General features: G+C 73.6%; 12 protein-coding genes. 5 read left to right on the top strand and 7 right to left on the bottom strand.

Features of this window, described 5'->3' with window-relative positions; genetic code table 11:
- Positions 1-13: 13 nt before the first annotated feature.
- From AB2U05_RS25420 to AB2U05_RS25430, 3 genes are all read right to left on the bottom strand, one after another.
- Positions 14-1,012 carry a polysaccharide deacetylase family protein gene (locus AB2U05_RS25420; protein WP_369184343.1) on the bottom strand — a complete coding sequence of 333 codons (999 nt, stop codon included), beginning with the start codon at positions 1,010-1,012 and terminating at the stop codon, positions 14-16.
- A gap of 148 nt (positions 1,013-1,160) precedes the next feature.
- Positions 1,161-2,054 (bottom strand): phosphotransferase enzyme family protein, encoded by an 894-nt coding sequence (locus AB2U05_RS25425; RefSeq protein WP_045701682.1) that lies wholly within the window; start codon positions 2,052-2,054, stop codon positions 1,161-1,163.
- A gap of 128 nt (positions 2,055-2,182) precedes the next feature.
- Entirely contained in the window at positions 2,183-4,405 is a 2,223-nt protein-coding gene (locus AB2U05_RS25430) for an MMPL family transporter (RefSeq protein ID WP_369185997.1), read from the bottom strand.
- 543 nt (positions 4,406-4,948) lie between these two features.
- On the opposite strand from AB2U05_RS25430, the gene AB2U05_RS25435 reads away from it, so the two are divergent.
- The 5 genes from AB2U05_RS25435 (at position 4,949) to AB2U05_RS25455 (ending at position 10,320) form a co-directional block, all read left to right on the top strand.
- A complete protein-coding gene (locus tag AB2U05_RS25435) occupies positions 4,949-7,126 on the top strand; it encodes an MMPL family transporter (RefSeq protein WP_369184344.1) in 2,178 nt (725 codons plus the stop codon).
- A 294-nt stretch (positions 7,127-7,420) separates the two neighbouring features.
- Positions 7,421-7,627 (top strand): cold-shock protein, encoded by a 207-nt coding sequence (locus AB2U05_RS25440; protein ID WP_045701674.1) that lies wholly within the window; start codon positions 7,421-7,423, stop codon positions 7,625-7,627.
- Positions 7,628-7,796: 169 nt separating this feature from the next.
- A complete protein-coding gene (locus AB2U05_RS25445; protein ID WP_369184345.1) occupies positions 7,797-9,527 on the top strand; it encodes a DEAD/DEAH box helicase in 1,731 nt (576 codons plus the stop codon).
- A 164-nt stretch (positions 9,528-9,691) separates the two neighbouring features.
- The gene (locus tag AB2U05_RS25450) at positions 9,692-9,913 is read left to right on the top strand and encodes a type II toxin-antitoxin system VapB family antitoxin (protein WP_045701723.1); all 222 of its coding nucleotides are present in this window, start codon (positions 9,692-9,694) and stop codon (positions 9,911-9,913) included.
- A complete protein-coding gene (locus tag AB2U05_RS25455; protein WP_045701671.1) occupies positions 9,910-10,320 on the top strand; it encodes a PIN domain-containing protein in 411 nt (136 codons plus the stop codon). Before AB2U05_RS25450 ends, AB2U05_RS25455 begins: the two co-directional genes overlap by 4 nt.
- 7 nt (positions 10,321-10,327) lie before the next feature.
- On the opposite strand, the gene AB2U05_RS25460 is transcribed toward AB2U05_RS25455, so the two are convergent.
- The 4 genes from AB2U05_RS25460 to AB2U05_RS25475 form a co-directional block, all read right to left on the bottom strand.
- On the bottom strand, positions 10,328-11,050 hold the full coding sequence (locus AB2U05_RS25460; RefSeq protein ID WP_369184346.1) for a sirohydrochlorin chelatase: 723 nt from the start codon (positions 11,048-11,050) through the stop codon (positions 10,328-10,330).
- A 10-nt stretch (positions 11,051-11,060) separates the two neighbouring features.
- On the bottom strand, positions 11,061-11,954 hold the full coding sequence (locus AB2U05_RS25465) for an ABC transporter permease (RefSeq protein WP_045701667.1): 894 nt from the start codon (positions 11,952-11,954) through the stop codon (positions 11,061-11,063).
- On the bottom strand, positions 11,941-12,741 hold the full coding sequence (locus AB2U05_RS25470) for an ABC transporter ATP-binding protein (RefSeq protein WP_045701664.1): 801 nt from the start codon (positions 12,739-12,741) through the stop codon (positions 11,941-11,943). The genes AB2U05_RS25465 and AB2U05_RS25470 overlap by 14 nt, the downstream gene beginning before the upstream one ends.
- A gap of 113 nt (positions 12,742-12,854) precedes the next feature.
- Entirely contained in the window at positions 12,855-14,027 is a 1,173-nt protein-coding gene (locus tag AB2U05_RS25475) for an aliphatic sulfonate ABC transporter substrate-binding protein (RefSeq protein ID WP_045701662.1), read from the bottom strand.
- Positions 14,028-14,163 lie beyond the last annotated feature (136 nt).

The following is a 14,163-nucleotide window of genomic DNA, read 5'->3' on the forward strand; positions in this document are numbered from 1 at the left end:
CCTGACGGGCCCGCTACGCCGCCGGGAAGTCGAAGGTGTAGCCCTGGGCGACGAGCCACGGCAGCAGTTGCTTGAGCGCGGCCACCGTCTGGCCGCGGTCGCCGCCGCCGTCGTGCATCAGGACCACCCCGCCGGGCCTGAGCTGGCTCTGCACGGCGGAGACGATCGCGGGCACGCCCGGACGGGACCAGTCGCGCGGGTCGACGGACCAGCCGAGCGAGGACATCCCCAGGCCCGCGGTGATCTGCTCGTTGTCGGCGTTGAAGCCGCCGCCCGGGGCGCGGAACCAGCCGACCGCGGTGCCGGGCCCGCCCGCCCGGACGATCATGTCGCGGGCGGCGGTGATCTCGTACACGGCCTTGTCGTGCGGCAGCTTCGCGAACGGCTGCGGGTGGTGCACGCTGTGGTCGCACAGCCGGTGCCCCTCGGCCAGGACGCGCTTGACCAGGGCCGGGTTGGCGGCGGCGTTCTGCCCGATCTCGCAGAAGGTGGCCTTGACGCCGTACTGGGCGAGCAGGTCGAGGATCGGGCCGGTCGCGGGGCCCGGGCCGTCGTCGAAGGTGAGGGCGACGGTACGGCCGCCGGAGGCGGTGGAGCCGATCACCTTGCCGGCGCCCGCGTGCCCGGGCGGCGGAGCCGGGGTGCCGGACGGGGTGCCGGACGGCGTGCCCGGGGCGGTGGACGTGCCCGGGGCGGTGGGCGTGCGCGGCTTCGCGGCCACGGGCGGCGCGGCGGAGGCGGGAGCGCCGTCCGAGCCGGGCGTCGGCGCGATGGCGGTGGCGGGCCCGCCGGCCGGGGCGCTCGGGGCGGTCGGGGCGGTCGGCGACAGGGTGATCGGGGACTGCCCGGCGCCCGTGGTGCCGGCGGCGGACTGCTGCAGTGCCCCGCTGGCGGTGCCGCACGCGGCCAGGCCCAGCGCGGCCGCCACCGCGACGCAGCCCCCGACCAGCCGACGACGGGCCCGGGAGACGCGCGAGGGGGCGAAGGGGCGGCGGTCGTCGGTCCGGTGCATGGCGGCGGCTCCTGAGGTACGAGACGGGTGCCGATTCCTCGGTCAGGATGACTGTCCGATAGGACGCCGATCGTACGTGCCCCGGTTGCGGACCGGACCGAACCCGCGTAGGAGCCTTCTCACACCCGCCCGGCTCGCCACATCCCCGTCAGAACGGGTACCAGCGCACCCCCGTGTCCCCGTCCCGCAGCGAGGCGACCCGGCGCCGGAACTCCGCGAGCGCGGCCGGGCTGCTCGCGGCCTGCTGCGCCACCCAGGAGGCGCTGGCCGTCTCCCGGGCGCCGCGCAGCACCGTGAAGCCGGGCCACTCCCGCACGTCCCAGCCGTAGGCCTCGGTGAACGCGCGGTACTCCTCGGCGGGCACCCCGTACCGGTCCTGGCTGAGCGCGAGGACCACCAGGTCGTGCTCCCGCAGGTCGTCGGCGACGAATTCGAGGTCGAGCAGCACCGGCCCGTCCGGCCCGACGTGGACGTTGCGCGGCAGCGCGTCGCCGTGGACCACCCCGGGGTGCAGCCGCGGGACGAGGTCCTCCAGGGCGGCCGCGAAGGCGTCCCGGCGGTGGCGCAGGAAGGCGACGTCCGCCGGGTCGACCTGCCCCTCGGCGGAGGCGAGCCAGCGCTCGACCGGGGCCAGCAGGTCGCGCCGCCCGAGCGGGACGGGCGGCAGCGGCAGCCGGTGCAGGGCGCGCAGCAGCGGGGCGAGGTCCACCGGCCGGGCGGGGCGGACGGCGGGGGCGAGCCGGTGCCAGAAGGTGACCGGGTGTCCGTGCGAGAGCTGGGGCTCGGCGGCGAGCGCCTCGTACGGGCGGACCACCGGCACGCCCTGCCCGGCCAGCCAGTGGGCGACGGTCAGCTCGCGGTGCGCCCGGTCGTACAGTTCGGGGCCGCGGGCGACCTTGGCGACCACGGCCGGGTCACCGAGGTCGAAGACGGCGTTCTCACCGAGCGCGATCAGCCGGGCGTCGCCGGGCCCGGGCAGGCCGGCGGACTCGCAGGCGTGGGCGAGCAGCAGCCGGGCGCGGCCCTCGTCGAAGGGGATCATGGCTGGGCTCCGTTCCCGCCGGCGTCCGTCCGGTGGATCCCGGACGGTGATCATCATCCCAAAGCGGCCGCGGGCACGCAGCGGCGCCGGGCCCGCAGCACGCGGGGCCCGGCGCCGGGAGGCGGTCCCTAGTCGCGGACCAGGCGGCGCCGTCCGGCCCTCGGCTTGGTGACGGTGGCCGGGGCGGGGGCCGCCGCGGTGGCGGGCTCGCCGTGCGAGAGGTCGGGCAGCCAGCCGAGCCAGCGCGGCAGGTACCAGTTGCGCTCGCCGAGCAGGCTCATCACGGCGGGCAGCAGCACCGCGCGGATCACCGTCGCGTCGATCAGCACCGCGACGGCCAGGCCGACGCCCATCTGCTTCATCGCCTGCATGGACAGGGTGCCGAAGACCGCGAACACCGCCACCATGATCACCGCGGCGCTGGTGACCACCCCGGCCGTGGATCGGATGCCGTGGGCGATCGCGGCCCGGGTGGCCAGCCCGCGGTCGCGGCTCTCCTTGATCCGGGAGACCACGAAGACGTGGTAGTCCATCGAGAGCCCGAAGAGGATCACGAAGAGGAACAGCGGCACCCAGGACTCGACGGCGCCGACCCCGGCGGTGCCGAGCAGCGAGGCGCCCACGCCGTGCTGGAAGACGAGCGTCAGCACCCCGTACGCGGCGCCCACCGACAGCAGGTTGAGCACCACGGCGGTCGCCGCGATGGTCAGCGAGCGGAACGAGGTGAGCATCAGCAGGAAGGCGAAGGCGACGACGAAGCCGAAGACCAGCGGCATCGAGCCGGTCATCTTGGCGTTGAAGTCGTACGAGCCGGCGGTGCGTCCGGTGACCGGGGCCTCGGTGCCGGGCACGGTGAGGACGGTCGCGGGCACCAGGTCCTCGCGCAGGGCCTTCAGGGCGGCGTTGCTGACGGAGTCGTTGCCGGTGCCGTCGAGCGGGATGTCGACGGTGGCGACGTTCTGTTCGGCGTGCACGGTGACGTCGATCGGTCCGTGCATCCGGCCGCTGGCCAGGGCCCGGGCCTTGAGGTCGGCGATCGCGGAGGTCATGGCGGGGGAGGAGATGTCGGTGGACCTGATCACCACGGTGGCCGGCGCGGGGCTGCCGGGGAAGGCGGCCTCGATCTTCTGCGAGGCGGCCACCAGGGCGTTGCCCTCGGGCAGTTGCTGCTGGAAGGTCAGGTTGGCGGTGTGCATGGTGAGCAGCGGCGCGGCCAGGCCGAGCAGCAGGCCGCCGGCGAGGACGGTGGCGGCGAGCGGGCGGCGCAGCACGGGGGTGAGCACGGCGTTCCAGAACCGTCCGCCGTTCTGCAGGGCGTCCGGGCGGCGCAGCCTGCCGAGGAGCGGGACCCGGCCCTTCTCGACGCGGTCGCCGAGCAGGGACAGCAGGGCGGGCAGCACGGTGAGGGAGCCGAGGACGGCGGTGACGACGACCACGATGGTGGCGAAGGCCATGGCGCGGAAGTCGGCGATCCCGGTGAGGAACATGCCGGCCATGGCGACGACGACGGTGATGCCGGAGACCAGGACGGCCCGGCCGCTGGTGGCGGCGGCGATGCTCAGCGCGGTGGCGGCGTCGCGCCCGGCGGCGCGCTCCTCGCGTTCGCGGCGCAGGTAGAAGAGGCAGTAGTCGACGCCCACGGCGAGGCCGACGAGCAGCATCACCGAGCTGGCGTCGTTGCTGGTGTGCAGCAGGCCGCTGCCGAGCGTGACCAGCCCGCTGGCGGCGACGAAGGCGGTGAGGGCGAGCACGACCGGCAGGACGGCGGCGACGAGGGCGCCGAAGGCGATCAGCAGGATGCCGAGGGCGAGCGGCACGGCGGTCCACTCGGCGCGGGCGAAGTCGTGGTTGAACTGGTCCTGGATCCACTTGCCGGAGCTGGCGTCGCCGAGTTCGACGACGGTGAGGTCGGGGTGGGCCCGCTGCACGCCGGCCACCGCGGCCACCACGTCCTGGACGTTCTTGACGGCCTCGTCGTGGTCGCCCCGGAGGGTGAGCAGGACGAGGGCGGAGTGGCCGTCCGCGGAGACGGCCTTGGTGTCGTAGGGGGAGCGGACCGCGGTGGTGCGGCCGGTGCCGGTCGCGGCGTCGACGACCTGGGCGACGGCGGCGCGGAAGGCCGGGTCGTCGGCGCCGCGGGTGGCGCTCTGGACCAGCACGGTCTCGCCGGCCGGGCTCTGCAGGCCGGCCCGGTCGAGGATCCGTGCGGCGCGGGAGACCTGTCCGGGCATGGACTCGGCCTCGGTCACGGTGGTGCTGCCGTGCATGCCGCCGAGCACGGCGGCCAGGACGACGAAGAGCAGCCAGCCGAAGACGGCCGTCTTGCGGTGGCGGGCGCTCCAGGCGCCCATCGCGGCGGCCGGGCCGAGTCTGGTTTTCACGGGGTTCCCCCAGGTAGAGCGGCGGTCGTCGCCGGGCGGGCCGGTGTCGGCCCGGACGCCGTCGCGGTGGTCGCCGGCTGCGCTTCCGGCGTCGCAACCAACAGTAGGGAGTGGGGACTTGGGCGGTAAACCGGCTGGCGGGTGAGTGGCTCCTGGGGGCAGCATCGGGGTCGGGGTGGGGTTTTCCCCACCCCCGGACCCGGATTTCTCCTCCCCCGGGGTGGGCTGCGGCTCCACCCTGAGGGGGAGAAGTCTCCACCCCGAGCACGAGGTCAACGGGGGTGCGGGCGGGTGACACTGGGTCAGGGACCTTTGAGGGTCGGTCCCTTACGGGGGTTGGAACACGGGGGCTCCTTGCCGGGCGGCAAGCAAGTACTCGTAGGATGGCGCCCGAACCTACTTACCTGCCGACCGGTAAGGGGCTGCCTCCGCGCGCCTCCGGCCGGTCCTGCCGCTGCCCGGCGGCCCGTTCCACGGGGCTGCGGTGAACCATGCCCAGGAGGCATCACGAGCATGTTCCACCGACTAGGACAATTCGTCGTACGCCGTGCGTGGTGGGTGATCGCCGCATGGGTCGTCGCGGCCTTCGCGATCATCGCGGGCGCACCGCAGCTGAAGTCCAACTCCGACGAATCGGCGTTCCTGCCCAAGCACTACGAGTCCATCCAGGCGTCGGACCTGCAGCAGAAGGCCTTCCCGTCCAACATCTCCCCCGGGGCGCTGCTGCTCTTCCAGCGCAACGACGGCGGCGCGCTGGACGAGGGTGACAAGGCCACCATGGCCAAGGTCATCCAGGGCCTGGCGGACAAGCACATCGAGCTGGTCGACCAGGTCCTGCCGGTCAACGAGCAGGGCTACTCCGCGGACAAGAAGTTCGCGATGTCGATGGTCTCCATCGACAAGTCCAAGTTCGCGGACGACAAGTTCCCCGAGGCCGCCAAGAAGCTCCGCGAGGAGGGCACCGCCCTCACCTCCGGCACCAGCGTCAAGGTCCAGGTCGGCGGCGCGGCCGCGTCCAACCTCGACCAGAAGGACGCCGGCTCCACCGCGCAGATGCTGATCGGCCTCGGCACGATCGTGATCATCCTGCTCACGCTCGGCATCATCTTCCGCAGCCCGATCATCGCGCTGCTGCCCGTCGTCACCGTCATCGTCTACTCGATGGTCGCCACCGGCCTGATCGGCTTCGCCGCCGACTGGTTCGGGCTCAAGGCCGACAACTCCATGGAGATGATCCTCACGGTCGTCCTCTACGGCGTCGGCACCGACTACTTCCTGTTCCTGATGTTCCGCTACCGCGAACGGCTGCGGGCCGGGGACGACCGCAGGACGGCCGTGGCCAACGCGGTCGGCCGGGTCGGCGAGGCCATCACCTCCGCCGCCGGCGCCGTCGTGGTCGCCTTCGCCGTGCTCGTCCTGTCCAGCCTCGGCATGTTCAAGGCGCTCGGCCCCGCGCTGGCCATCGCCGTCGCGGTCACCGCGGTCGCCTCGGTCACCCTGGTGCCCGCGATCATCTCCCGCATTCCGGAGAAGGTCCTGTTCTGGCCCTCCAAGGCCTGGCAGCGCGAGCCGTCCAACGCCCGCTTCGCCGCGATCGGCCGCACCGTCGGCCGCCGCCCCGCCGCCACCGCCGTGCTCTCCGGCCTGGTGATGGTCGGCCTCGCGGTCGCCGCGCTCGGCTACAAGGGCACCTTCGACATGGCCGGCAGCTCCATGCCGAAGAACAAGGAGTCGATGGTCGTCCAGGACACCATGGCCAAGGCCTTCTCGGCCGGCGCCGGCGACCCCGCGCACGTCTACCTGACCAGCCAGAACGGCAGCAAGCTCGACCCGGCCGCCCTCCAGGGCTACGTCTCCGACCTGGGCAAGGTCCCGGGCGTCTCCCAGGCCGCCATGGACTCCGAGCACAGCGTCAGCCCGGACGGCCAGACCGTCGACATCACCCTGGTCCTCGCGGACGACTCGGCCAGCAACAAGGCCATCGACACCATCGGCGACGTCCGCAAGGCCGCGCACGACAAGGCGCCCGAGGGCACCAAGGCGCTGGTGGCCGGCACCGCCTCCGTGTACAAGGACATCAACACGGCGATGGCGCACGACTACAGCCTGGTCTTCCCGATCGCCGCCGTGCTGATCATGATCATCCTGGGCCTGCTGCTGCGCAGCGTCGTCGCGCCCTGGTACCTGATGGCCTCGGTCGGCCTCGGCTTCGGCGCCACCCTCGGCGCCACCACCCTGGTCTTCCAGGACTTCAAGGGCGAGCCCGGCCTGATGTTCATGCTGCCGATCCTGATCTACCTGTTCGTGGTCGCGCTCGGCACCGACTACAACATCCTGATGATCGCCCGACTGCGGGAGGAGGCCCGCGAGGGCCGCGACCCGCGCGAGGCGGCCAGCATGGCCATCCGCCACGGCGGCCCGACCGTCGCCGCCGCCGGCTTCATCCTCGCGGGCACCTTCGCGACGATGCTGCTGGCCGGCAACACCCTGTCCAGCGAGATGGGCTTCTCGATCGCCATGGGCATCCTCATCGCGGCCTTCGTGATGGCGATGTTCTTCACCCCGGCGCTCACCGCCCTGCTCGGCCAGCGCGCCTGGTGGCCCGGCCACGCCGACACCGGCGGCCACGGCGCGGGCCAGGCCCCGCTCGCCGGCAGCCACGGCGTGCCGGAGCCGGCCGGCCGGCGCTGACCGGACCCAGCCGCGACAGGCGGCGCCCCGCTCCGGCGGGGCGCCGCCTGCCCCGTTTCCCGGGCCCGCAAACGTGATCTCCCGGGCCCCGAAATCCCCGGTCAATCGGGGTGCCACCGTGCTACAGTCGAAGCAGTTGCAGTTTTGGTTCCCATGAACGCTTGTGTGCGCCTGCTGGTCCCAACCAACAGGCGCATTTGTTTTGTCCGGTGTTTCAGTCTCCGGATGGGGATCGCGGCTACTTCGGGATTCACGAGGTGTGAATCCCTGATGCCCCAGTATGAGGAGACGGTTATGGCTACCGGCACCGTGAAGTGGTTCAACAGCGAAAAGGGCTTCGGCTTCATCGAGCAGGACGGCGGCGGCCCGGACGTCTTCGCCCACTACTCGAACATCGCCGCCCAGGGCTTCCGCGAGCTGCTCGAGGGCCAGCGCGTCGAGTTCGACGTGACCCAGGGCCAGAAGGGCCCGCAGGCCGAGAAGATCACCGTCATCGGCTGACGTCAGCCTCCACGCTGACGCGCGATCTCGTGATCCCGTGAAGCGGGGGCCCGCACCGGACACCGGTGCGGGCCCCCGTTCATGCCGCCGAACGGCCGGGGCGGCGCACTCCCTGACGACGGCCGAACCAGCCCCGCACACGGGCTGACGACCGACGAACGGAGACCCCGTGACCACCCCTGCCCGCCCGCCGCGCGACCGCGCCGCCACCGCCCGTACCACCGCCCGCACCGACGCCCGCGGCGAGGCCCGCGGCGACCAGGGCCGCCGCGGCGCGAACACCGAGCGCACCGCCCGTACGGACCGCGCCGCCGAGCGCCCGCGCAAGCCGCGCGGCCGCACCGGCGCCCCCCAGCAGACCGGCGCCCCCAAGGGCGCCCGCCGCGCCGCCGCGCCCGAGGCCGCCGACTTCACCGTCGTCGAGGGCACCCCGGCCCGCCCGCCGGCGGCCACCTTCGCCGAGCTCGACCTGCCCAAGGCGATCCTCAGCGCGCTCACCCGCGAGGGCGTCACCGAGCCGTTCCCGATCCAGGGCGCCACCCTGCCGGACTCCATCGCCGGCCGCGACGTGCTCGGCCGCGGCCGCACCGGCTCCGGCAAGACCCTCGCCTTCGGCCTGCCGCTGCTCGCCCGCACCGCCGGGCGCCGCGCCACCGGCCGCTACCCGCTGGCCCTCGTCCTGGTGCCCACCCGCGAGCTCGCCCAGCAGGTCACCGAGGCGCTCACCCCCTACGCCACCGCCGTCAACCTGCGGATCACCACCGTCGTCGGCGGCATGTCGATCAACCGGCAGTCCAACGCGGTGCGCCGCGGCACCGAGGTGCTGGTCGCCACCCCGGGCCGCCTCGACGACCTGATCGGGCGCGGCGACGTCATCCTCTCCGACGTCGCGATCACCGTCCTCGACGAGGCCGACCAGATGGCCGACATGGGCTTCCTGCCGCAGGTCAGCAAGCTGCTGGAGCAGGTCGCCGAGGGCGGGCAGCGGATGCTGTTCTCCGCCACCCTGGACCGCAACGTCGACCGCCTGGTCAAGCGCTTCCTCACCGACCCGGTGACCCACTCGGTCGACCCCTCGGCCGGCGCCGTCACCACCATGGACCACCACGTCCTGCAGCTCGACCCGGCCGACAAGGCCTCCACCACCGCGCACATCGCCTCCCGCGACGGCCGGGTGATCATGTTCGTGCACACCAAGCACGGCGCCGACCGGCTCGCCAAGCAGCTGCTCGCCAACGGCGTCAAGGCCGCGGCCCTGCACGGCGGCAAGTCCCAGCCGCAGCGCAACCGCGTCCTCGACCAGTTCCGCGACGGCCTCGTCACCGCGCTGATCGCCACCAACGTCGCCGCCCGCGGCATCCACATCGACGGCCTCGACCTCGTCGTCAACGTCGACCCGCCCATCGACCACAAGGACTACCTGCACCGCGGCGGCCGCACCGCCCGGGCCGGCGAGTCCGGCACCGTCGTCACCCTGGTGCTGCCCGAGCAGCGCCGCGAGGTCAACCGGCTGATGACCGTCGCCGGCATCCGCCCCACCGTCACCAAGGTCCGCCCCGGCGACGCCGACCTCACCCGGATCACCGGCGCCCGCACCCCCAGCGGCGTCCCGGTCAGCATCGTGGTGCCCGTGCCCGTCGTCGAGCCCGCCGCCGCGGCCAAGTCCGACAAGCCCGCCACCCCGCGCCGCCGGCCCGGCAAGCGCTCCGCGCTGCCCGCCGACGTCGACATGAACGGCAACCCGCGCCGCCCCCGCCCCAAGACCGCCCAGGGCGGCGGCACCGGACGCCCGCAGGCCGCCGGCTTCATCGGCCGCTCCGCCGGCCGCGCCAAGCCCGGCAGCGGCTCCAAGTCCGGCTCCAACTACGGCACCGGCCGCCAGCGCCGCACCCTCGACTAGCGGAACCCGCACCCGCACCCGCACCCCCCACCGGCCGCGCCGGGGCCCAGCCCCGGCGCGGCCGCGGCGTTTCGCGCCCCACGGTTCGACACGCGCCGCCCCCCGGCGATGTTGGCGAGGTACAGTTTTATGTACATCACCACCATCGATCGAGGAGGTGCCGGATGTCCGTGACACAGATCGACATCGATGAGGACGCGCTGGAGCGCGCGATGGCGCTCGCCGGCGTGCGGACGAAGAAGGAAGCCGTCAACCTCGCACTGCGCTACTACGCGGAGCGGCAGGAACGCGCGGCCCGCATCAGCAGGCACTTCGAGCGGGCCGCGCACTGGGGAGCGGTCGAGCAGGCCGAGCGGCTGCACCGGGCGGAGAAGGACGGTCGGTGATCTACCTCCTCGACACCTCCGCGCTCTTCCGGCTGCTGCGCGACCCGAAGCTCCAGGAGGCCTGGTACGACGCGATCGACGCGGGGTCGATCGCGTCGTGCTATCCGCAACGCGCCGAGTTCCTCTACAGCGCGCGCGACGGCCGGGAGTACGACGAGATCGCCGAGATGTTCGCCGACCTCTACCCGGACGTCTCGGTGCCGAAGGGAGCGGGGCGCTGGATCGACACCGTGCAGCGGCGGATGGCGCTCGCCGGGCAGCACCGCAGCGCCTCCGCGGTCGACCTCGTGATCGCGGCGACCGCCGCGCACCACGGGCTGACGGTCCTCCACGACGACGCGGACTACCGCACCGTGGCACGGCACGCCCCCGACCTCAGCGAGCACAGCGTCCTCGACTGCGCATGAGCGAACCTCAGGCCGCCAGCGCCCCGGCCGTGGCGCGGGCCTCGTCGTAGCGGCGCAGGAGCAGGGCGGCGAGTTCCGGGGCGGCGCCGAGGACGGGGGCGAGCAGGTCGGCTCCGGCGGCGGCCCCGGCGATGCGGTCGGGCAGCCGGCCGGGGGCCAGCAGGTAGGGGGAGACGGCGGTGCGCTCCGCGCCGGCGGCGCGCAGGGCGGCGAGGGCGTCGGGCACCCGCGGCCCGGCCGCGGAGGCGTAGGCGACCTCGACGGCCGCCCAGCCGCGGGTGCGCCGCCACTGGGCGGCGACCGCCCGGGTGGCGGCGTCGGCGGCCGGGTCGGAGGAGCCGGCCGCCGCCAGGACCACGCCGGTGCGGGCCCGCTCGGCGGCGCCGCGCAGGGCCGGGTCGGTCTCGGCGAGGCGGCGGTCCAGGGCGGCGAGCAGCAGCGGGGACGGCCCGAGGACGTCCGCGACGGGCAGCGCGCAGCCGGCCGAGCGCAGCGCGGCGGGGATGTCGTGCTTGGCGTGGTAGGCCCGGCCCAGCAGCAGCGGCACGGCGACCGCGTCGTCCAGCCGGCCGACCACCTGGGGGATCCGCGGCGCGCAGTGGTCCAGGTAGGCGGTGGCGACCTCCAGGCCGGGCCGGGCCGCCCGGACCCGCGCGACCAGGGCGGCCACGGTCGCGGCGTGCCGCGGGTCGCGGCTGCCGTGGGCGACGAGCAGCAGGGTGGACGTCACGGCCGGGGCCTCACCTGGTGGCGGCCAGCAGGCCGCGGTTGCGCAGCACCCGGCGCTCGATGGGGGTGAACACCAGCAGCTCGATGGCGATGCCGACGAACAGGATGAGGATGATGCCGAGCAGCACCCCGGACATGTCGGAGAACTCGCGCTGGTCCTCCAGGAAGCGGCCGAGGCCGCGCCCGAGGTCGGGGGAGGAGGCGACGAGCTCGGCGGCCATCAGCGAGCGCCAGGAGAACGCCCAGCCCTGCTTGAGCCCGGCGAGGTAGCCGGGCAGCGCGGCCGGGATGAGGACGTGCCGGGCGCCGGCCAGGCCGGTGGCGCCGATGGTGCGTCCGGCGCGCAGGAACAGCGGCGGCACCTGGTCGATGCCGGCGACCAGGCCGTTGGCGATGGACGGGACGGCGCCGAGCAGGATGACCGCGTACATCATCGAGTCGTTGATGCCGAGCCAGATCACCGCGGCGGGCACCCAGGCGACCGAGGGCAGCGACTGCAGGCCCTGGAGGACCGGCCCGATCGCGGTGCGCACCGGCCGGACGCGGGCGACGACCAGGCCGATCGGGGTGCCGATGGCGACGGCGAGCAGGAAGCCGGACAGGCCGCGCCACACGCTGGTCCAGATGATGGAGAACAGCGTGCCCTGGTACCAGAGGTCCTGCAGGGAGTGCCACACGTCCAGCGGGCTGGGCAGCTTGTAGGAGGAGGTGAGGTGCAGGCTGTAGGCGCCCTGCCACAGGGCGAGGACCACGACGACGCCGATCAGCGGCGGCAGGGCCTTGGTGCGCAGCACCTCGCCGAGCGAACTGCGCTGCGCGGAGACCGCGTCGAGGGCGTCCAGTCCGGCGCCGACGTCGGCGCTGTCGCCTCCGGTCCGGGCGGGGGCGGTGTCAGTGCTGGACATGGCGGCGGATCTCCCCACGCAGTTCTTCGGTGATCTCGATGGACAGGTCGGCGACGCCGGAGGACTCGATGCGGCGCGGCTGCGGCAGGTCGATCAGCCACTGCCGGGCGACCCGGCCGGGGCGGGAGGAGAGCAGCACGACGCGCTGGGCCAGGCGCACCGCCTCGCGCACGTTGTGGGTGACGAACAGGACGCTGAGCTGCCGTTCGGCCCAGATCCGGGTGATCTCGTCGTGCAGGACGTCGCGGGTGATGGCGTCGAGCGCGGCGAACGGCTCGTCCATCAGCAGCACCTTGCTGCCCTGGGCGAGCGCCCGGGCCATCGCGACGCGCTGGCGCATGCCGCCGGACAGCTCGTGCACCCGCTTGCCGTACGAGCCGCCGAGGCGCACGAGTTCGAGCAGGCGCTCGGCCTCGGCGCGGCGTTCGGGGCGCGGCACGCCGGCGAGCCTGAGGGCGAGTTCGATGTTCCTGCCGGCGGTGAGCCAGGGGAACAGCGCGTGCTCCTGGAACATCAGCGCCGGGCGGCCGCCGGCCACCTCGATGGTGCCGGCGGAGGGCCGGTCGAGGCCGGCGACGAGGTTGAGCAGGGTGGACTTGCCGCAGCCGGAGGCGCCGAGCAGGGTGACGAACTCGCCGGGGGCGACGTCGAGGGTGATGTCGTCGAGGACGTGGGTGCGGGCGCCGGGGCGGCCGAAGGACTTGTGGACGTGCGCGATGCGGACGGCGGGCGCGCCGGCCGGGGCGTCGACGGCGGAGGTGTCGGCCTCGGTGGTCACTGCGGGCATGGGGGCCTCCTGCACGGGAGAGGGCTGGCGGGTCGGAGCCGGGGTCCGGGCCCCGCCCGCGCCGGTGGGCATCGATCGGGGATCGACCGGGCGGGCGGGGCCGGACCGCGGAGTCACTTGGTGCCGAGTCCGGCGTCCGCCACGGCGGGCAGGCTCTTGGCCGCGAGGACCTTGTTCAGCAGGGTGAGGTCGTAGATGCCGTTCAGGTTGGGCTTCTTGAGGAGCCCGGCGGTGACGGCGTGGTCGGCCTCGGACTGCAGGGTGCCCGCCAGCGGGTCGTCCAGGAACTCGATGCCGGCCCAGGCCGGGTCGAGGACGGCCGGCTCCAGGGCGTTGCCGGCGTCCTTCTTGATGGCCTCGTTGGCGTCGGCCTTGGCCTTGTCCGGGTTGGCCTTGATGAAGGCGTTGGCGTTCACCGAGCCGCGCAGCACGGCCTCCACCACGTCCGGGTGCTCCTTGAGGAACTTCTGCGAGACGATGATGTTGGTGATCACGAACTTCTTGTCCGGCCACACGTCCTTCTCGTCGAGCAGGACCTTCGCGCCGAGGGTGACCAGCTTGGAGGCGGTCGGCTCGGGCACCCAGGCGCCGTCGATGGAGCCCTGGCGGTAGGCGTCGGGGGTGACCTTGTTGTCGGTGCGCACCACCGACACGTCGCCGGCGCCGGAGGCCGCGTCGACCTTGAAGCCCTTGCCGGCGAGGTAGTTGAGCAGTGCCACGTCCTGGGTGTTGCCGAGCTGCGGGGTGGCGATCTTCTTGCCCTTGAGGTCGTCCAGCGAGGCGACCTTGTCGGGGTTGACGACGAGCTTGACGCCGCCGGAGGCCGAACCGCCGATGATCCGCAGCGACTTGCCGTCCGACTTGGTGTAGCCGTTGATGGCGGGGGAGGGGCCGATCCAGCCGATGTCGATGGAGCCGGCGTTGAGCGCCTCGATCTCGGCGGGGCCGGCGTTGAACACCTGGGTCTTGATCTGGGTGGCGCCCAACTCCTTCTGGAATATGCCTTCCTGGAGGCCGACCAGCGGGGTGCCGTGGGTGAGGTTGGCGAAGTAGCCGATCTTCACGCTGTCCGCGGACAGCTTCGCGCCGGAGGCGGAGCCCGTACCGGCCGCGGTGGCGGCGGTGTTCGCCTTGTCGTCGGCCTTGTCGTCGGCCTTGGAGCCGTAGCCGCAGGCGGACAGCAGGGCGGCGGCGGACAGGGCGGCGACGGCGGCCGCGGCGCCGCGTCTGATCCGGCCGGCGTTCGGGCGGGCGTGGGTATGCGCAGGTGCCTGGTTCGGTGCCATGGTGGGTCCTGTTCACGGACAGACCGTCAGGAGGCGGTCCCGGGCGGACGGTTGGGAAGGTGGTGCGCGCGGCAGCGGTGTGCCGGGGGCAGGCCGGGCGGCTGTGGGGGAGGCAGCCCGGTGACAGGGCGGGTCA

Origin of the sequence: Streptomyces sp. Y1 (assembly GCF_041053115.1) — a bacterium.
In the GTDB taxonomy this organism is placed as follows: Bacteria; Actinomycetota; Actinomycetes; order Streptomycetales; family Streptomycetaceae; genus Kitasatospora; species Kitasatospora rubellomurina.